15 protein-coding genes and 1 pseudogene are annotated in these 19215 nt (G+C 47.8%); 10 read left to right on the top strand and 6 right to left on the bottom strand.

Translation table 11 applies throughout. The features are described 5' to 3' along the window. The first annotated feature begins 188 nt into the window (after positions 1-188). From WES_RS18035 to yjiA, 4 genes are all read left to right on the top strand, one after another. Positions 189-731, top strand: a complete 543-nt coding sequence (locus WES_RS18035; RefSeq protein ID WP_016159449.1) for a hypothetical protein — start codon at positions 189-191, stop codon at positions 729-731. 414 nt (positions 732-1145) lie between these two features. Next, positions 1146-3296 (top strand): pyruvate/proton symporter BtsT, encoded by a 2151-nt coding sequence (gene btsT / locus WES_RS18040; RefSeq protein ID WP_016159450.1) that lies wholly within the window; start codon positions 1146-1148, stop codon positions 3294-3296. A 117-nt stretch (positions 3297-3413) separates the two neighbouring features. After that, positions 3414-3617: a YbdD/YjiX family protein gene (locus WES_RS18045; protein WP_000467859.1), complete on the top strand. Its 204-nt coding sequence runs from the start codon at positions 3414-3416 to the stop codon at positions 3615-3617. Between the two features lie 10 nt (positions 3618-3627). Beyond that, entirely contained in the window at positions 3628-4584 is a 957-nt protein-coding gene (yjiA, locus tag WES_RS18050; RefSeq protein ID WP_001297640.1) for a GTPase, read from the top strand. Positions 4585-4672: 88 nt separating this feature from the next. Here yjiA and WES_RS18055 read toward each other — a convergent pair whose 3' ends face one another. Together WES_RS18055 and WES_RS18060 are read right to left on the bottom strand one after the other, a co-directional pair. Continuing rightward, the gene (locus tag WES_RS18055) at positions 4673-4864 is read right to left on the bottom strand and encodes a hypothetical protein (RefSeq protein ID WP_010346640.1); all 192 of its coding nucleotides are present in this window, start codon (positions 4862-4864) and stop codon (positions 4673-4675) included. A 39-nt stretch (positions 4865-4903) separates the two neighbouring features. Beyond that, the gene (locus WES_RS18060) at positions 4904-5872 is read right to left on the bottom strand and encodes a hypothetical protein (protein WP_016159451.1); all 969 of its coding nucleotides are present in this window, start codon (positions 5870-5872) and stop codon (positions 4904-4906) included. 140 nt (positions 5873-6012) lie between these two features. On the opposite strand from WES_RS18060, the gene hsdR reads away from it, so the two are divergent. From hsdR to symE, 4 genes are all read left to right on the top strand, one after another. Beyond that, positions 6013-8445 (top strand): EcoAI/FtnUII family type I restriction enzme subunit R, encoded by a 2433-nt coding sequence (gene hsdR / locus WES_RS18065; protein ID WP_016159452.1) that lies wholly within the window; start codon positions 6013-6015, stop codon positions 8443-8445. 66 nt (positions 8446-8511) lie between these two features. Continuing rightward, positions 8512-9981 (top strand): N-6 DNA methylase, encoded by a 1470-nt coding sequence (locus tag WES_RS18070; RefSeq protein ID WP_016159453.1) that lies wholly within the window; start codon positions 8512-8514, stop codon positions 9979-9981. Continuing rightward, entirely contained in the window at positions 9981-11741 is a 1761-nt protein-coding gene (locus tag WES_RS18075; RefSeq protein ID WP_016159454.1) for a restriction endonuclease subunit S, read from the top strand. Before WES_RS18070 ends, WES_RS18075 begins: the two co-directional genes overlap by 1 nt. Before the next feature lie 220 nt (positions 11742-11961). Further along, the gene (symE, locus tag WES_RS18080) at positions 11962-12303 is read left to right on the top strand and encodes an endoribonuclease SymE (protein ID WP_016159455.1); all 342 of its coding nucleotides are present in this window, start codon (positions 11962-11964) and stop codon (positions 12301-12303) included. Positions 12304-12350: 47 nt separating this feature from the next. On the opposite strand, the gene WES_RS24450 is transcribed toward symE, so the two are convergent. From WES_RS24450 to WES_RS18090, 3 genes and pseudogenes are all read right to left on the bottom strand, one after another. Beyond that, positions 12351-13514: a GmrSD restriction endonuclease domain-containing protein gene (locus WES_RS24450; RefSeq protein ID WP_077637364.1), complete on the bottom strand. Its 1164-nt coding sequence runs from the start codon at positions 13512-13514 to the stop codon at positions 12351-12353. Between the two features lie 276 nt (positions 13515-13790). After that, positions 13791-14444: pseudogene (locus WES_RS24445) on the bottom strand (DUF262 domain-containing protein); the annotation flags it as partial. 96 nt (positions 14445-14540) lie between these two features. Beyond that, positions 14541-14669: a DUF1127 domain-containing protein gene (locus tag WES_RS18090; protein WP_241957071.1), complete on the bottom strand. Its 129-nt coding sequence runs from the start codon at positions 14667-14669 to the stop codon at positions 14541-14543. A gap of 212 nt (positions 14670-14881) precedes the next feature. Between WES_RS18090 and WES_RS18095 the strand changes: the two genes are divergently transcribed. Next, on the top strand, positions 14882-16294 hold the full coding sequence (locus WES_RS18095; protein WP_000199291.1) for an aminotransferase-like domain-containing protein: 1413 nt from the start codon (positions 14882-14884) through the stop codon (positions 16292-16294). A gap of 245 nt (positions 16295-16539) precedes the next feature. Here the strand turns inward: WES_RS18095 and WES_RS18100 are convergent, their stop codons facing one another. Beyond that, positions 16540-17496: an Rpn family recombination-promoting nuclease/putative transposase gene (locus tag WES_RS18100; RefSeq protein ID WP_016159458.1), complete on the bottom strand. Its 957-nt coding sequence runs from the start codon at positions 17494-17496 to the stop codon at positions 16540-16542. A gap of 184 nt (positions 17497-17680) precedes the next feature. Here WES_RS18100 and WES_RS18105 point away from each other — a divergent pair, with 184 nt between their 5' ends. Then, positions 17681-18961: a DUF445 domain-containing protein gene (locus WES_RS18105; protein WP_010357174.1), complete on the top strand. Its 1281-nt coding sequence runs from the start codon at positions 17681-17683 to the stop codon at positions 18959-18961. The last annotated feature ends 254 nt before the right edge of the window (positions 18962-19215 follow it).

Here is a 19215-nt window from a genome sequence, read left to right as displayed (position 1 = left end):
CCTGGAATGAGAAAACTTTATAGGTAGCGACCTGAAACTGGTTAAATTTACCTCACTTTTTTATTTTTGTTCAAAAATACAATAACCACTCATTGATACATTTTTCTTTCTTATTTTTTTCACACTAACTGTATCTGTTTTGAACGAAATATGTTCTATATGTGAATTTTTAAGAAAGGACGTCTGAAATGTTAAACCGTGACTTCGATCATCTCTCAACGCTATTACATCTCTTTTTTGAACGTGAGGATATTTGTCAAAAACTTAATATTATTGACCAAAACAATATCACTGGTTGGGAAGTGTGGCTTCAGGTTGAATTTGCCAATATGCTCTGCTCAACAGGCCATGAATGGTGGCGAGAACAAACACTTTGCTGTGATAAGCGCAGAAATCCCCAGCGCCCCACACTACGCACAGATTTCTTATTACGTAAAAAAGGCTGGACGCAAGATAGCTATATCGCACTTGAAATAAAACAAAACAGAGACGCGACTAGTTGTGTTAAAAATATGATCGCAGACCTAGAGAAAAGTGCCAAAATTAAACGTTCTGAACTTGATTTGCGTAGTTTCTGGACCCTGGGCATCACCCCCATGATAGACAGGGAAAGACTGGATTATCTCATCGACAGTTATTTAGATGAGAAATTTTACCTTACTAAATCTCGTAAAAAACACGTTTTACTTAAAGAAATAAATAATACACCATATTGCTATATTGTTATTTAATATTTATAGCGTGAATATAATTTTTATATGAGTAACACAACCGAGGGCTAAAAATCGCTTCGGTTGTGATCAATATCACATAAATAGCCTTCATAAACCTCGCCCAATACCGCTCAACTGCAAAACTGACCGCTTACGTCCCTAATATAACCACTCAGTTATTTACCTTACTTTACGCGCGCGTAACTCTGGCAACATCACTGCAGGATAGCGGTCAATTTACCTCCTCAAACGCAACGCAAACCTAGAACGGCTTCGGCCTATGATTAACAAATTACTCTATGGATTTTGGTTTGCAGGAAGGCAGCAAGTGAGTGAATCCCTGGAAGCTTACAACAGTAAGTGACTGGGGGAGCGAATGTAGCTGCCGCACCAGTAAGCCAAAAGACGACGAGTAAAATGCCAGGTTTTACTATGGATACGAAAAAACTATTCAAGCACATACCCTGGGTGATTCTTGGAATCATCGGTGCATTCTGCCTCGCGGTAGTTGCATTACGTCGGGGGGAGCACGTCAGTGCCCTGTGGATCGTGGTCGCCTCTGTGTCGGTGTATCTGGTGGCGTATCGCTACTATAGTCTGTACATCGCCCAGAAGGTGATGAAACTCGATCCCACGCGCGCGACGCCTGCGGTTATTAACAACGACGGTCTGAACTATGTTCCGACCAACCGTTACGTGTTGTTTGGTCACCACTTCGCCGCTATCGCCGGTGCCGGTCCGCTGGTTGGTCCGGTTCTCGCCGCGCAGATGGGCTACCTGCCTGGCACGCTGTGGCTGCTGGCGGGGGTAGTGCTGGCCGGTGCAGTGCAAGACTTTATGGTGCTGTTTATCTCTTCTCGCCGTAACGGCGCATCTCTCGGTGAGATGATCAAAGAAGAGATGGGGCCAGTACCAGGGACTATCGCGCTGTTTGGCTGTTTCTTAATCATGATCATCATCCTCGCCGTCCTGGCGCTGATTGTGGTTAAAGCCCTGGCCGAAAGTCCGTGGGGTGTCTTCACCGTTTGCTCAACCGTACCGATTGCGCTGTTTATGGGTATCTACATGCGCTTTATCCGTCCGGGGCGTGTAGGTGAAGTCTCTGTCATTGGTATCGTGCTGCTGGTTGCCTCTATCTACTTCGGCGGCGTGATTGCTCACGACCCGTACTGGGGCCCGGCACTGACCTTTAAAGACACCACCATTACCTTCGCGCTGATTGGCTATGCGTTTGTTTCCGCACTGCTGCCGGTGTGGCTGATCCTCGCACCGCGCGACTATCTGGCAACCTTCCTGAAAATCGGCGTTATCGTCGGCCTGGCGCTGGGTATCGTGGTGCTGAACCCAGAACTGAAAATGCCTGCGATGACTCACTACATTGATGGTACTGGCCCGCTGTGGAAAGGCGCTCTGTTCCCGTTCCTGTTCATCACCATCGCCTGTGGTGCGGTATCTGGCTTCCACGCGCTGATCTCTTCCGGTACGACGCCGAAACTGCTGGCTAACGAAACCGACGCGCGTTTCATTGGCTACGGTGCAATGCTGATGGAGTCCTTCGTGGCGATTATGGCGCTGGTTGCTGCGTCCATCATCGAACCGGGTCTTTACTTCGCGATGAACACCCCGCCTGCTGGCCTCGGCATCACCATGCCTAACCTGCATGAAATGGGTGGCGAGAACGCGCCGATCATCATGGCACAGCTGAAAGACGTTACCGCACACGCGGCGGCGACCGTCAGCTCCTGGGGCTTCGTGATTTCTCCAGAGCAGATCCTGCAAACCGCGAAAGACATTGGTGAGCCTTCTGTCCTGAACCGTGCCGGTGGTGCGCCAACGCTGGCGGTAGGTATCGCACACGTGTTCCACAAAGTGCTGCCGATGGCTGACATGGGCTTCTGGTATCACTTCGGTATCCTGTTCGAAGCACTGTTCATCCTGACCGCACTGGATGCCGGTACGCGTTCTGGCCGCTTTATGCTGCAAGACCTGCTGGGTAACTTCATTCCGTTCCTGAAAAAAACCGACTCTCTGGTTGCCGGTATCATCGGTACAGCGGGCTGTGTGGGTCTGTGGGGCTACCTGCTGTATCAGGGCGTGGTCGATCCGCTGGGCGGCGTTAAGAGCCTGTGGCCGCTGTTCGGTATCTCTAACCAGATGCTGGCAGCCGTGGCGCTGGTACTGGGCACCGTTGTGCTGATTAAGATGAAGCGTACCCAATACATCTGGGTAACTGTTGTTCCGGCGGTATGGCTGCTTATTTGCACCACTTGGGCGCTGGGTCTGAAACTGTTCAGCACCAACCCGCAGATGGAAGGCTTCTTCTACATGGCAAGCCAGTACAAAGAGAAGATTGCTAACGGTACTGACCTGACGGCGCAGCAGATTGCCAACATGAACCACATCGTTGTGAACAACTACACCAACGCAGGCCTGAGTATTCTGTTCCTGATTGTGGTGTACAGCATCATCTTCTACGGTTTCAAAACCTGGCTGAAGGTGCGTAACAGCGACAAACGTACTGACAAAGAAACACCGTACGTTCCAATCCCGGAAGGCGGCGTGAAAATCTCTTCGCACCACTAACCGGATGCCTTATCCGGCTTACAAAATGTCTATCGTAGGCCGGATAAGGCGTTTACGCCGCATCCGGCAAATCCCCAGCCCGGATCTTCCGGGCTTCACGCATATCTGGAAGGCAAAATGTTTGGTAACTTAGGACAGGCAAAAAAATATCTCGGCCAGGCGGCGAAGATGTTGATTGGCATTCCAGACTACGATAACTACGTCGAGCATATGAAGACCAACCATCCCGACAAGCCGTACATGAGCTATGAAGAATTCTTCCGCGAACGCCAGAACGCGCGCTACGGCGGCGATGGTAAAGGCGGTATGCGCTGTTGTTAATGGAGAGAGCATGAACCCGATTGCAGTTACCCTACTCACCGGTTTTTTAGGCGCGGGCAAAACCACCCTGCTGCGCCATATTCTTAACGAACAACACGGCTACAAGATTGCCGTGATTGAAAACGAATTCGGCGAAGTCTCCGTTGACGATCAATTAATTGGCGACCGCGCCACGCAGATCAAAACGCTGACCAACGGCTGCATCTGCTGTTCACGCTCCAACGAGCTGGAGGACGCGCTACTCGACCTGCTGGATAATCTCGACAAGGGCAATATTCAGTTCGACCGTCTGGTGATTGAATGCACCGGCATGGCCGATCCCGGCCCGATTATTCAGACCTTTTTCTCCCATGAGATTTTATGCCAGCGTTACCTGCTGGACGGCGTGATTGCGCTGGTGGATGCGGTACATGCCGATGAGCAGATGAACCAGTTCACCATCGCCCAGTCACAGGTTGGCTACGCCGACCGTATTCTGCTGACCAAAACCGACGTCGCTGGCGAAGCAGAAAAACTGCGTGAACGTCTGGCGCGCATCAACGCCCGAGCACCGGTCTACACCGTTACCCACGGCGATATCGACCTGGGGCTGCTGTTCAACACCAACGGTTTTATGCTGGAAGAAAACGTCGTCAGCACCAAACCGCGTTTCCACTTTATCGCGGATAAACAAAACGATATTTCGTCGATTGTGGTGGAACTGGATTATCCGGTAGATATCAGCGAAGTTTCCCGCGTGATGGAAAACCTGCTGCTGGAATCGGCGGATAAACTGCTGCGTTACAAAGGGATGCTGTGGATTGACGGCGAACCTAACCGCCTGCTGTTCCAGGGCGTCCAGCGCCTCTACAGCGCCGACTGGGACCGCCCGTGGGGCGATGAAAAACCGCATAGCACAATGGTGTTTATCGGGATTCAGCTGCCGGAGGAAGAGATAAGGGCGGCGTTTGCGGGGTTGAGGAAGTAATCGTGAAAGGTTGAGTGTAAAGCAGCTCAATGCCCCATTTAGCAGTGAGGGGGGGGAAACAGAACGACGTGCTCCCCTCCGCTAAGTTTTATTGCGCGTGAATACCTGGATTTGGCAAAAAATTGCCGCGTTTGGCGTCAGCCCATGCATCGCTACCAGACGCAGGAATATCGCTGTAATCAATATAATCGTCGGATTTATTAACCAAAGCCTTGAGTTCAGCTTCTTGCTGCACATCAAGTGTGTAGAGTGTGCCCCGTTTATGTTTAACCATGCTCATTTATGTCCAGAACCTTTACGATTTAATTATAAAGGTGACTTATTTCAGCCATCCAGGCACGTTATATTCTGAGACATTCTCAATGGAATATGCATCTCTCCTGTCAGAGCCTTTCTTACATTTCAACTCATTGAACCCCCATTTACCCTCTCTATTGGAATAAAATACAGTATATTTATCGGTATTAAACCCGAAATACCTTTCATCCGGATGTGAAATATTCAACTGTCCACATTTAACCTGACTGCGCCATTCAAAATCTATAGTACTTTTTAAAACGTAGTACGAAATACTCTCTACGTTTTTTGAAGCAAAAACCACTAAAATAGTAGATGCTATAAATGCTCCGGCAAGTATAAACAACCTGTACACACTTAATTTAGCCCACAGAGTTAAAAAAGCAAAATAGATAATAAGTTGCATTAACATGAAGAAAAGAAACAAAAAAGCCATCCCTTTCCAGAAATACTCAACCCATGGTGATAGTGTGATGTTTAGATTACTCAAACTTAAAAATAAACTGGAAGAAAAACCACTTGAGAATAAATATATAATTGGTATAACAGCTATAGTCATAGACCTAATAATAATTAAATTTTTATTATTTTTAAATTCCAACTCTAATATAATAAAAACACCTCCCAGAAAAACAAATGCTGAAAAAGCACTAAAAATATATACAGAGGCACTGACTGGAAAAATATTAATTGAAAGCACAAAAAACAAAAATATAAACCATGCAATAAGTGAACACCAGGCAGCACAACTATTCAACCTGTTTTTATTACTGAACTTAACAAAATACCCCATATATTCTGTATTGCGATTTTCTTCTACTAATGCATAAAGAAGAATACCAACAAAACACAGAGATAAAGTAATATCTTTCCACAGATATTTATAAGGGAGAAGTATAAAACCAAGAAGTAGATAAACTAGCAGAATGACATCTAATGCCTTAGTACAAAAATATTTTTTAACTCCTTGCAAGAACCGAACATTCTCCATATGAATCCTTATCCAGCTATTGATGAAACTCAAGAATACCTTTAAAACAGTGACTTAACGCTGATAATACTCTTTGAACAGATGAATTCATCTATTTTTCTGTGTAGAATTTGCGCATCGCATTTAGATGAGAATACCCCATGGCGGAACTGAACCTAAGTAACCTGACGGAAGCAGACATCATTACCAAATGCGTTATGCCAGCCATTCTCAATGCAGGCTGGGACAACACAACGCAAATCAGACAGGAGGTCAAACTCCGGGACGGTAAAGTCATCGTACGTGGTAAAGTTGCGGCACGCAGAACGGTAAAATCTGCTGACATCGTGCTGTACCACAAGCCAGGCATTCCCTTAGCTGTGATTGAAGCAAAAGCCAACAAACATGAAATTGGCAAAGGGATGCAACAGGGCATTGAATATGCGCGCCTGCTGGACGTTCCTTTTGTTTTTGCCACCAACGGTGATGGCTTTATCTTCCGCGATGCTACCGCAGCCGAAGGTGAACGCCTTGAAAAACAAATAACGCTGGATGACTTCCCCTCCCCCGCTGAACTCTGGCAAAAATTCTGCCTCTGGAAAGGATACACACAAGCTCAGCTTCCGGTGATTACTCAGGACTATTACGACGATGGCAGCGGTAAATCGCCACGTTATTACCAGCTTCAGGCAATCAACAAAACCATAGAAGCCGTCTCCAACGGGCAAAACCGCGTTCTGCTGGTAATGGCGACCGGAACAGGGAAAACCTATACCGCATTCCAGATCATCTGGCGCCTGTGGAAATCAAAAAATAAAAAACGCATTCTGTTCCTTGCCGATCGCAACATTCTGGTCGACCAAACCAAAAATAATGATTTCCAGCCATTTGGTACGGCAATGACCAAAGTCAGCGGGCGCACCATTGATCCCGCTTATGAAATACACCTCGCACTCTATCAGGCTATAACTGGCCCGGAGGAAGACCAAAAAGCGTTTAAACAAGTCGCACCAGATTTCTTCGATCTGATCGTGATCGACGAATGCCATCGCGGCAGCGCATCCGAAGACAGCGCCTGGCGAGAGATCCTTGATTATTTCAGCTCCGCCACCCAAATTGGCTTAACCGCCACGCCAAAAGAGACCCATGAAGTCTCCAGCACGGATTACTTCGGCGATCCGGTTTACGTCTACTCGCTAAAAGAAGGGATCGAAGACGGCTTCCTCGCCCCTTATAAAGTTGTCCGTGTTGATATTGATGTCGATCTGCAAGGCTGGCGCCCAACCAAAGGGCAAACTGACTTAAACGGCGAAGTGATCGACGATCGTATCTATAACCAGAAAGATTTCGATCGCACAATGGTAATCGACGAACGCACAGAACTGGTTGCCAGAACCATTACCGACTACCTCAAGCGCACCAACCCGATGGATAAAACCATCGTCTTCTGTAACGACATCGATCATGCAGAACGTATGCGCCGCGCCCTGGTTAATCTCAACCCGGAGCAGGTGAAAAAGAACGACAAATACGTCATGAAAATCACCGGCGATGATGAAATTGGCAAAGCTCAGTTGGATAACTTCATCAACCCAAAAAAACCGTACCCGGTTATCGCGACCACTTCAGAGCTGATGACCACCGGTGTGGATGCTAAAACCTGCAAACTGGTAGTACTGGACCAGAACATCCAGTCGATGACCAAATTCAAGCAAATTATCGGTCGTGGTACACGCATCGACGAGCGTTACGGAAAACTCTGGTTTACCATCCTCGACTTTAAAAAAGCCACCGAACTGTTTGCCGATGAGCGTTTCGATGGCATTCCCGAAAAAGTCATGGATACCACACCAGAGGATATCGCCGATCCAGAATCTGATTTTGAAGAGAAACTCGAAGAAATCAGCGAACACGACGAAGAGCAGGTGACAGGCGTTGATGAACCGCCTGCGCCGCCATACCAGGTTACCGATACCGATGATGTCGGCCCACTTCCGGAAGAAGACGAGAAGAAAATCCGCAAGTTTCACGTCAACGGTGTAGCGGTGGGCGTTATTGCACAGCGTGTTCAGTATTACGATGCCGATGGAAAACTGGTTACCGAATCCTTTAAAGATTACACCCGTAAAACACTGCTCAAAGAGTATGCCTCACTGGATGACTTTACCCGCAAGTGGCAGGACGCCGATCGCAAAGAAGCGATCATTCACGAGCTGGAGCAACAGGGGATCATCTGGGAAGTGCTGGCAGAAGAAGTCGGTAAAGATCTCGACCCGTTCGACATGCTTTGCCACGTAGTGTATGGTCAGCCGCCGTTAACCCGCAAAGAGCGCGCCGAGAACGTGCGCAAGCGGAACTACTTCACAAAATACTCTGAAGCAGCGCAAGCCGTGCTCGATAATCTGCTGGATAAATACGCCGATGCGGGCGTACAGGAGATCGAAAGTATTCAGGTGCTGAAACTTAAGCCATTTGACAGCATGGGCACCTTACCGGAGATTATTAAAACCGGATTTGGCGACCGTAACGGGTATAATCAGGCGCTCAGCGAGCTGGAAAACGAAATCTACCAATTACCGCCCCGCTCTGCTTAACAACTCTCTTTTGCGCCTTCTGCAACCATCATGTTGCAGAAGGCCTTGTTTTTCATGGAATATAACATGTCTATCAGTTCAGTAATCAAATCATTACAAGATATTATGCGCAAAGATGCCGGTGTGGACGGCGATGCGCAGCGTCTCGGTCAGCTCTCCTGGCTGCTGTTTTTGAAAATCTTCGATGCCCAGGAAGAGGCGCTGGAACTGGAGCAGGATAACTATCAATATCCGATCCCACAGCGTTATTTATGGCGCAGTTGGGCCGCCAACGCGCAGGGCATTACCGGTGATTCCCTGCTGGAGTTCGTTAATGATGATCTGTTCCCGGCGTTGAAAAACCTCACTGCGCCTATCGATAAAAACCCACGCGGCTACGTGGTGAAGCAGGCGTTCAGCGATGCCTATAACTATATGAAAAACGGTACGCTACTGCGTCAGGTGATCAACAAGCTGAACGAAATTGACTTTACCAGCGCCAGCGAACGCCATCTGTTTGGTGATATTTACGAACAGATCCTTAAAGATCTGCAATCTGCGGGCAATGCGGGCGAATTCTATACTCCACGCGCCGTCACTCGCTTTATGGTGGATCGCGTTGATCCGAAACTCGGCGAATCCATTATGGACCCGGCCTGCGGTACGGGCGGTTTTCTTGCCTGCGCGTTCGATCATGTAAAGAACAAATACGTGAAGAGCGTCGCCGATCATCAGACGCTGCAACAACAGATCCACGGTGTTGAGAAAAAACAGCTTCCGCACCTGCTGGCGACCACCAATATGCTGCTACACGGCATCGAAGTACCGGTACAAATTCGTCACGACAACACTCTGAACAAACCGCTTTCCTCCTGGGATGAGCAACTCGATGTCATTGTTACCAACCCACCGTTTGGTGGCACGGAAGAAGACGGTATTGAGAAGAACTTTCCGGCAGAGATGCAAACCCGCGAAACGGCGGATCTGTTCCTGCAACTGATTGTGGAAGTACTGGCGAAAAACGGTCGCGCGGCGGTGGTATTGCCGGATGGCACGCTATTTGGCGAAGGTGTTAAAACCAAAATCAAAAAGCTACTTACCGAAGAGTGCAACCTGCATACCATCGTGCGTTTACCAAATGGTGTGTTTAACCCCTATACCGGCATTAAAACCAACCTGTTGTTCTTTACCAAAGGTCAGCCAACCAAAGAGATTTGGTTCTATGAGCATCCGTATCCGGCGGGCGTGAAAAATTACAGCAAAACCAAGCCGATGAAGTTTGAAGAGTTTCAGGCGGAGATCGACTGGTGGGGTAACGAGGCCGATGGTTTTGCCAGCCGCGTCGAGAATGAGCAGGCGTGGAAAGTCAGCATTGATGACGTGATTGCGCGTAACTTCAATCTGGATATTAAAAACCCACATCAGGCGGAAACCGTCAGCCATGATCCAGATGAATTGTTAGCGCAGTATGCAAAGCAGCAGGCGGAGATCCAGACGCTGCGTAATCAACTGCGCGATATTCTTGGCGCTGCGCTGTCTGGCAAGGAGGTGCACTGATGAGTGTGGAAAAGCTGATCGTTGATCATATGGAAACCTGGACCTCGGCGTTGCAAACCCGTTCCACCGCCGGGCGCGGCAGTTCCGGTAAAATTGATTTGTATGGCATTAAGAAATTGCGTGAGCTGATTCTGGAACTGGCGGTGCGCGGTAAACTGGTGCCGCAGGATCCGAACGATGAACCGGCGTCGGAGCTGCTGAAGCGTATTGCGGCGGAAAAAGCAGAGCTGGTGAAGCAAGGTAAAATTAAAAAGCAAAAACCACTGCCGGAAATTAGCGAGGAAGAGAAGCCGTTTGAATTGCCGGAGGGATGGGAGTGGGCAAGAATCAATGACATAGCTTCATTTACAAATGGATATGCATTTAAGAGTAGCGAGTTTCAGAATTCTGGAGTTGGTATAGTCAAAATAGGTGATATCGACAGTTCCGGGTTTATTTCTACCGCAGGTATGTCATATGTTAGTGAAAAAAAAATAAATGTATTACCCGAAGAGATGAGGGTTAATCCTGGTGATATGGTTATTGCTATGTCTGGAGCAACAACAGGGAAATTAGGGTTTAATAAAACAAAAAGCACGTTCCTTCTAAATCAACGAGTCGGTAAAATTGTGACTTACTCAGTTGACAAAGAGTTCATTTATCACTATTTATCTACAAGAATTGAAGAAAATCTATCTATTTCTTTAGGTAGTGCAATACCAAATATTAGCACAGCACAAATAAACAATATCATTATTCCAATCCCCCCATCAGATGAACAAGTTAAAATAATAGCCAGAGTTAAGTTACTTATTTCCCTATGCGACCAACTGGAACAACAATCCCTGACCAGTCTGGACGCACATCAGCAACTGGTTGAAACCCTGTTGGGAACGCTTACAGACAGCCAAAACGCCGAGGAACTGGCTGAAAACTGGGCGCGTATTAGCGAACATTTCGACACACTATTTACCACCGAAGCCAGCGTGGATGCATTAAAACAGACCATTCTGCAACTGGCCGTAATGGGTAAACTTGTGCCGCAGGATCCGAATGACGAACCTGCCTCTGAACTGCTCAAACGAATTGCGCAGGAAAAAGCTCAACTGGTGAAAGAAGGAAAAATAAAAAAACAAAAACCGTTGCCGCCAATTAGCGATGAGGAAAAACCGTTTGAACTGCCGGATGGGTGGGAGTGGAGCTATTTACAGGATGTAACCAATCTAATTACAGATGGCAAACATGGCGATTGCTTAAATCATGATAATTCTGGGTATTACTTTTTATCTGCAAAAGATATTAAAGACGGAAAATTATCATATGAACATGCTCGCCAGATAGATAAATCTCAATTCGAAGAAGTTCATCAAAGAACCGATTTAAAAGAGGGCGATATCTGTCTTGTTAATACAGGTGCAACTATCGGTAAACTTGCTCTAGTTGAAAATGCTGAATTAGCCAGAAGAACTACATTTCAAAAGAGTGTGGCCATTATAAAACCAACAAGACCATACATTTTGAATTTATATCTATATTTATATCTAGAATCACAAAGTGAATCATTAAAGAAAAAATCTGGTGGTAGTGCTATTAATAACTTGTTGCTTGGAGATTTAAAGAAAAAGTTATTATCGATACCACCTTTAAATGAACAACAGAAAATTGTTGATAATGTTCGTTTATTAGAGTCAACTCTAAATATTATAAAAGTAAAACTTCAATCCGCCCAGCAAACCCAACTGCACCTTGCAGACGCACTGACTGACGCGGCGATAAACTAATTTTCTCGCCATCAAAAAACCAATAAAGCGGCTAAATGGCCGCTTTATTCACATCACCAAAAATTATATTTCACGTTAATTTTCATCTTATTTTCATTAATTTTTAGCTGGACTTCCCCAGTATTTACTGATGATATATCCAGGTATTTAGCGCGGTGCGGATGTGCGCCAACACACCCGCACCGCTAATCACAATCACTATTTTCAAGGAATAGCAGTTATGACTGACACGCATTCTATTGCACAACCGTTCGAAGCAGAAGTCTCCCCGGCAAATAACCGTCAATTAACCGTGAGTTATGCGAGCCGCTACCCGGATTACCGCCGTATTCCCGCCATCACCCTGAAAGGTCAGTGGCTGGAAGCCGCCGGTTTTGCTACCGGCACGGCGGTAGATGTCAAAGTGATGGAAGGCTGTATTGTCCTTACCGCCCAACCACCCGCCCCCGAAGAGAGCGAACTGATGCAGTCGCTGCGCCAGGTGTGCAAGCTGTCAGCACGTAAACAAAAGCAGGTGCAGGAATTTATTGGGGTGATTGCGGGTAAACAGAAAGTTGCCTGATAGATTGACCCGGTAGCGCCAAGTGCTACCGGGTATTATTCGCCGCGTTATACCAACGCGCTCTCCATCTGTTTTTCAAATGCCTGACGAATTAATCCCATAATGTAAGGAAGTTGTGTGAGGTCGCTGAAACCAATTTCCACATCGCCATTGCCCCAGCGCCCAACATTTGTCACATCTTTGGCAATACCTTTCGGATCGACCAGTTCATGAAACTGCATATTAAGCGACAACCGCAGTCGGCTTTTTTGCGGTACAACATCAACAAAATTCGTTTCCGCTTTAAACGCAATATACAGCTTTAAAACTTCCTGTGTGATCCCTGCGTCCAGGCGCATAACTTCATCGCGAAGATGATCGAATAACACCCGGCTATGCGAACCATCAGCAAGGAAAGGAAAATCATTCAGGCTGTAACTGGTTTTATTCTCCGGCTGCCCCCGATAAACAGCTAAAACCTCTTCAGGAAGAGAAGGCGCTTGCCAGACCTGAACCGCGAGATCGGCCAGACGATCGGCACGGGTGCGAATGGCGGCTTCATCCCATTTTTCGCACTGTCCAAGACCGATATTCAAATAGAGCGGGCTATGCTTAAAGCCGTCTTCAATATCGCGTTTTTCCGCGAAAGGTCTGTCACTGTAGCGGGAGTTATAGCGCGTTAAAGTGAGATTCCCCAACGTATGCAACAATTCTTTATGAATACGCTGCCAGTCGCTTCCCAGCTCTTCGCGCCATTTAGCCGACAGATTTTCGTTCTGCGGCATAATGTGTTCAATCGTAAACTCTTCCACGCGCTCTCTGCGTTTATCGTTTTCCAGTCGTCGTAACCAGTAGCTGCGACTGCGGAAGTTATAGAGATCGCGAACTTTTAATTCCCGTTTAAATTCATCATCGTTGGGAAAACGACGATATGAAGGCAGGTTCATAAAATGCACCTGAATGCTTTCCAGATAATTTTCTTTATTAATGACTTTATAAAAAGTGGCAAACGTCTTGTTCAAAGAATTCGTCGGAATTGCACACACTGCACGGCGGAAAACATAAGATTCAATTAAACGAATTATGCTCAGGAAATCTTCGTGAGACAAAACGCCATTTTTATAGTCATGATAAAGCGCCAGTAAGAAAGGATACGCAACATCGACCTTTAACTCGCGCAAATCCTGAAAAGCCGTAGCAAGCGATTTGTCACTTTCCTTACCCAATGCCATTGCACAGTAATACTCCGCGTAGATGTGTATATCTTCAACCAGCCGATCTACGCCTTTTTCAGCAACACTCTGGCTGCGGGCATGTAGTTTAAATGCCTCATAGACTTCATCTGTCCGAGGGATCTCCCCCGTTTTTACCGTCAGATAATGACGCATAAAACTGTCAAAATATTCGCTATAACCTTGCTGACCAAAAGCGACTTCCATTGGACGCCAGTGATCTTCATACAACCGGGTTTGATGCTCTGGTTCGAGACCCATCAGAATAAAATTGCGCACCAGATCGGCCTGACTTAACGCCTTACCGGTGGAGTTCATACTTTCAAAAATCAGTTGCGGATTATCCTGACCACGATTAAGCGCCACATCGACAATTAATAACTTTGCTAACCCACGACATAAGGGGATCAAATCATCACCGAGTTTGGCAATTTGCTCATCAAAGAAAGTAAAGTTTTCCATTATTCGATGGGAATAGTTTTCTGGCATTGGTCTTTGTTTTATTAATGCCAGCAAACTGTCTTTATCGGTCTCGGTCAGCAGTAATTTAAATCCTTTCTCACCGGACTCATAAGGATTGAGTAAATAATAATTACGCAATTTCATTGCCGAAAAGCCATCAAAAACTTCTTCTTCGCCAAGATGGCGCGATAAAGCCTCAATCAGCAACATTGCGGTCGTCAGCCGCTGTTGACCATCAATGACCAGCAACGGAGAAATACCGGAAACCTGATACAACCCCTGCTCTATATAAACAACCGAACCGATAAAATGCGCTGATATATCATCACGCTTTCCGGCACGAATGATGTCGTCCCAAAGTTGCCGACATTGTTGCTCTGTCCATGAATAGGTGCGTTGATAAATGGGAATAACAAACTGCTGCGAACGTTTTAAAAAATCGAGTAAACGGGCTTCTGTTGCTTTCATTCTGACGTCTTTCCGTGAAGCGATGATTTCACAATAATAAACACTTCCTTGTGGAGGTTATAGAGAAATCCTGTTTATCCGCGACGAACTGTCCCCTCACTCCACATCCTCCCTGCGTAACCCAATATCCTTCAACCGCTCATCACTCATCTGCTGTAACACCCGCCGGGTCTGTCTATTCAGCCACCAGCTTCTCACCGCCTGCCAGAGTTGCACGAAACCGATAAACGGCGCTTTGGCTTTGTTTTCGTGAAATTCCATCTGCTGCCTCCTCATCTTTCAGAGGCTTCATCATCCGCCTTCTGGCAGTTCACAATACAGATGCAAATATTAGTTTTATTTAACATACAGACAGGTTAAAACAGCATCTGCATCCGGTTTTTTAGCCTCATCTGTACCGGTTTTTCTCTCTGTATGGTCCATATAAGGAATACAGCATGACGCGTTATCAACATCTGGCGACTCTACTTGCCGAGCGGATTGAGCAGGGGCTGTATCGTCACGGGGAGAAATTGCCGTCGGTGCGCAGCTTAAGTCAGGAGCACGGCGTCAGTATCAGCACCGTGCAGCAGGCGTATCAGACGCTGGAAACGATGAAGCTCATCACCCCACAGCCGCGTTCGGGTTATTTTGTCGCGCAACACAAAGCCCAGCCGCCAGTGCCGCCGATGACGCGTCCGGTGCAACGTCCGGTGGAAATTACCCAGTGGGATCAGGTGCTGGATATGCTGAAAGCGCATAGCGATAGTTCTGTTATTCCGTTCAGTAAAAGCACGCCGGATGTCGAGGCGCCCAGCCTGAAACCGCTCTGGCGGGAGCTTAGCCGGGTGGTGCAGCATAATCTGCAAACCGTTCTCAGCTATGATTCGTTAACCGGTCAGCGGGTATTGCGCGAGCAGATTGCCCGCCTGATGCTCGACAGCGGCTCGGTGGTCACCGCCGATGACATTATTATCACCAGCGGCTGCCATAACTCGATGTCGCTGGCGTTAATGGCGGTGTGTAAACCGGGCGATATTGTCGCGGTTGAATCGCCCTGTTATTACGGTTCGATGCAGATGCTGCGTGGCATAGGCGTGAACGTGATTGAAATCCCAACCGATCCAGAAACAGGCATCAGCGTTGAAGCACTGGAACTGGCGCTGGAACAGTGGCCGATTAAAGGCATCATTCTGGTGCCAAACTGTAATAATCCGCTGGGATTTATTATGCCTGACGCCCGCAAACGAGCCGTTCTCTCTCTCGCTCAACGCCATGATATTGTGATTTTTGAAGATGATGTCTACGGCGAACTGGCAACGGAATATCCGCGCCCGCGTACCATTCATTCATGGGATAGCGATGGTCGGGTGCTGCTGTGCAGTTCGTTCAGTAAAAGCATTGCCCCTGGCCTGCGCGTGGGCTGGGTCGCGCCGGGGCGTTATCACGATAAACTGCTGCATATGAAATACGCCACTAGTAGCTTTAATGTACCGTCCACGCAAATGGCGGCAGCAACGTTTGTGCAGGAAGGTCACTATCATCGTCATATCCGGCGGATGCGGCAGAACTATCAGCGCAATATGGCGCTTTATACCTGCTGGATACGGGAATATTTTCCCTGCGAAATCTGTATTACGCGCCCGAAAGGCGGATTTTTACTGTGGATAGAATTGCCTGAACAGGTCGATATGGTCTGCGTCGCGCGGCAATTGTGCCGCATGAAAATCCAGGTGGCGGCAGGTTCGATTTTCTCAGCTTCCGGTAAATACCGAAACTGTCTGCGCATCAACTGCGCTTTGCCGCTCAGCGAAACCTACCGCGAAGCACTGAAGCAAATTGGCGAGGCAGTGTATCGGGCAATGGAATAAATACGGAATCGTGACGACACGCCTGAATTTCCTCTGACGAATAGCCTGTGGCTCGTTTTGTCTCTGCCAGGTCATCGCCACGTTCCGGCATGGCTTAGGCAAAGTGCGCTTTGTTCATGCCGGATGTGGCGCGAGCACCTTATCCGGCATACAAAATATTGCAAATTCAATATATTGCATGGGCTATGTAAGCCTGATAAGCGTAGCGCACATCAGGAAGTTTGGCGTTTGTCATCAATCTCTGATTAGTACTCGATCCATGGAGCGCGCTTTCTTTCAGGCAAGGGCTGTTCTAATGCCTGTATTTGCTCTAATGAATGTCCGGTAATCTTTTGTATCCATTCAGGATCTGCACCATTCTGCAAAAACAATCGGAGAAGGCGCTGTTCCCCTTCTTCTTTACCTTCAATCCTCCCTTCTTCCCTCCCCAACAGCCATCCCGCATTATGAATTCGCTCTGCAATCGTCATGATTCGCTCCCTGTGTTGTGGCATTCGCCTGGCAAGCTCATTGACAAATTCTTCAAAACTCGCTTCATCACCAGCCAGTAAAATGTAATTTAACAGCGCGGTTATCTGGCTGTCATTAGCGCACTCTGTAACCAGTAATGCTACCAGTTGATCAATCAGCCCCATCATATTGCGCTGGCGAATATGCTTTTGGATCAACTCCAGCAGGGCGACTCTGCGATGCTGCACAATCTCGTCGTCCGGCACCACAGTGATATCCACCAGCGGGAACGCGGCGGTATAAAGTTTCCGAGCGGTAATCGGGTCGGCAAATTCGTCCAGCCAGCACAAAGACCAGGGGTAAGGACTACGACTACCGTGATAAAACAGCATCGGAATGACCAGCGGTAGTGGTCGGCGTTTATCATGCTCGATATGGCGCTGCATCACCGCCATGGAATATCGCATCAGGCGAAAGGCCATATGAATATCCTCGCGGCTCTGATGTTCAATCACCACGTAGATATAACCATCGCCTTCGCGGGTCTTTACCGACCATAAAATATCGGAGTGCAGCGCCCGCAGTTTTTCATCGACAAAGCTGGCTGATTCCAGTTTTAAGGTATCGAGATCGCACAGTTCACGCAGCCCTTTAGGTAAATGGATCTCCATAAAATCCCGCGCGGTGTCAGGGTGCGTGAGAAAAGATTTAAATAATGCGTCATGCGGCGTGCTGGTCGTGAAGTTTGTCATGGCGATCCGTCACCTGTTGAAGAGATAGCCCGACTTTAGCGATTCCTAATTCCGCTCACATCCGGTAATTTCCCATTCCCCGAGGCGCTTTCCAGGCTATTTTTGTTCTCCTGCAAGCGATACATTTTTCTGGAAGGCGTCTCGATTTTTGCGTGAACCTGCCGTCAGGCTCTATTCTTACGATATGAATAAAATCATTGAACTCCGACGCGCCAAAATGCTGGCGCTCTCTTTACTGCTCGTTGCTGCCGCGACTTTTATCGTTACGCTTTTTTTGCCCCCCAATTTTTGGGTGAGCGGCGTGAAGGCGATTGCGGAGGCGGCAATGGTCGGCGCTCTGGCTGACTGGTTTGCGGTGGTGGCGCTGTTTCGCCGCGTGCCGATTCCGATTATTTCTCGCCATACGGCGATTATCCCGCGTAATAAAGACCGGATTGGCGAAAATCTCGGGCAGTTCGTACAGGAAAAATTTCTCGATACCCAATCCCTGGTGGCGTTGATTCGTCGTCATGAACCGGCATTGTTAATCGGCAACTGGTTTAGTCAGCCGGAAAACGCCCACCGCGTTGGGCAGCATCTGTTGCAGATCATGAGTGGTTTTCTCGAACTTACCGATGATGCACGTATTCAGCGTCTGCTTAAGCGCGCGGTGCATCGGGCGATTGATAAAGTGGATCTTTCCGGCACCAGTGCGTTAATGCTGGAGAGCATGACCAAAAACGATCGTCATCAGGTGCTGCTGGATACTCTGATCGCACAACTGATCGCCCTGCTCCAGCGCGATAAATCACGCAAATTTATCGCCCAGCAGATCGTCCGCTGGCTGGAGAACGAACATCCGCTGAAAGCGAAAATTTTGCCAACTGAATGGCTGGGTGAACACAGTGCGGAGCTGGTTTCCGATGCGGTAAATTCCTTGCTTGACGATATCAGCCGCGATCGCGCGCATCAGATCCGCCATGCGTTTGATCGCGCCACCTTTGCGCTGATCGACAAGCTAAAAAACGATCCCGAAATGGCGGCGCGCGCCGACAATATCAAAGCGTATCTGAAAGAAGATGAAGCGTTTAATCGCTATCTCGGTGAATTGTGGGGGGATTTGCGGGAATGGTTGAAGGCCGATATCAATAGCGAAGATTCTCGCGTGAAGGAGCGTATCGCGCGGGCGGGTCAATGGTTTGGCGAGACGTTAATTGCCGATGACGCCTTGCGGGCGTCATTAAATGGTCATCTGGAACAGGCCGCGCACCGCGTCGCACCAGAGTTTTCGGCATTCCTGACACGCCACATTACTGACACGGTGAAAAGCTGGGATGCGCGGGATATGTCACGGCAAATCGAGTTAAATATCGGCAAAGATCTCCAGTTTATCCGCGTCAACGGTACGCTGGTTGGTGGTTGTATTGGATTGATACTGTATCTTTTATCGCAAATCCCGACTTTGTTACCCCTCGGCAATTTTTAACCGCGAGAGAGAGCAGATAAAGCACACTTAAATCATGGTAATAATGTGGCCTTTTTCATTGTCTCCTGTGTACGGGGAGGAAAATCATGCCATTTGTCACCGTTCTACCCGCCATTTTCGAGCAGTTCTCCAAAGTGCGTCATTCCGCTGGTCGGCACTTACTGCACGTTTATGCCGCAGAAGATGCACACTGCCTGCGGTGCGTTTGCTCCACCTGAGCTGAAACTCTCGGAGAAGCAGAGAAAGAGCCTGCG

The organism is Escherichia sp. KTE31 (assembly GCF_000407925.1).
GTDB lineage: Bacteria > Pseudomonadota > Gammaproteobacteria > Enterobacterales > Enterobacteriaceae > Escherichia > Escherichia ruysiae.
The sequence above is the reverse complement of the archived record's forward strand: the minus strand, read 5'-3'. Positions and strand labels throughout refer to the sequence as shown.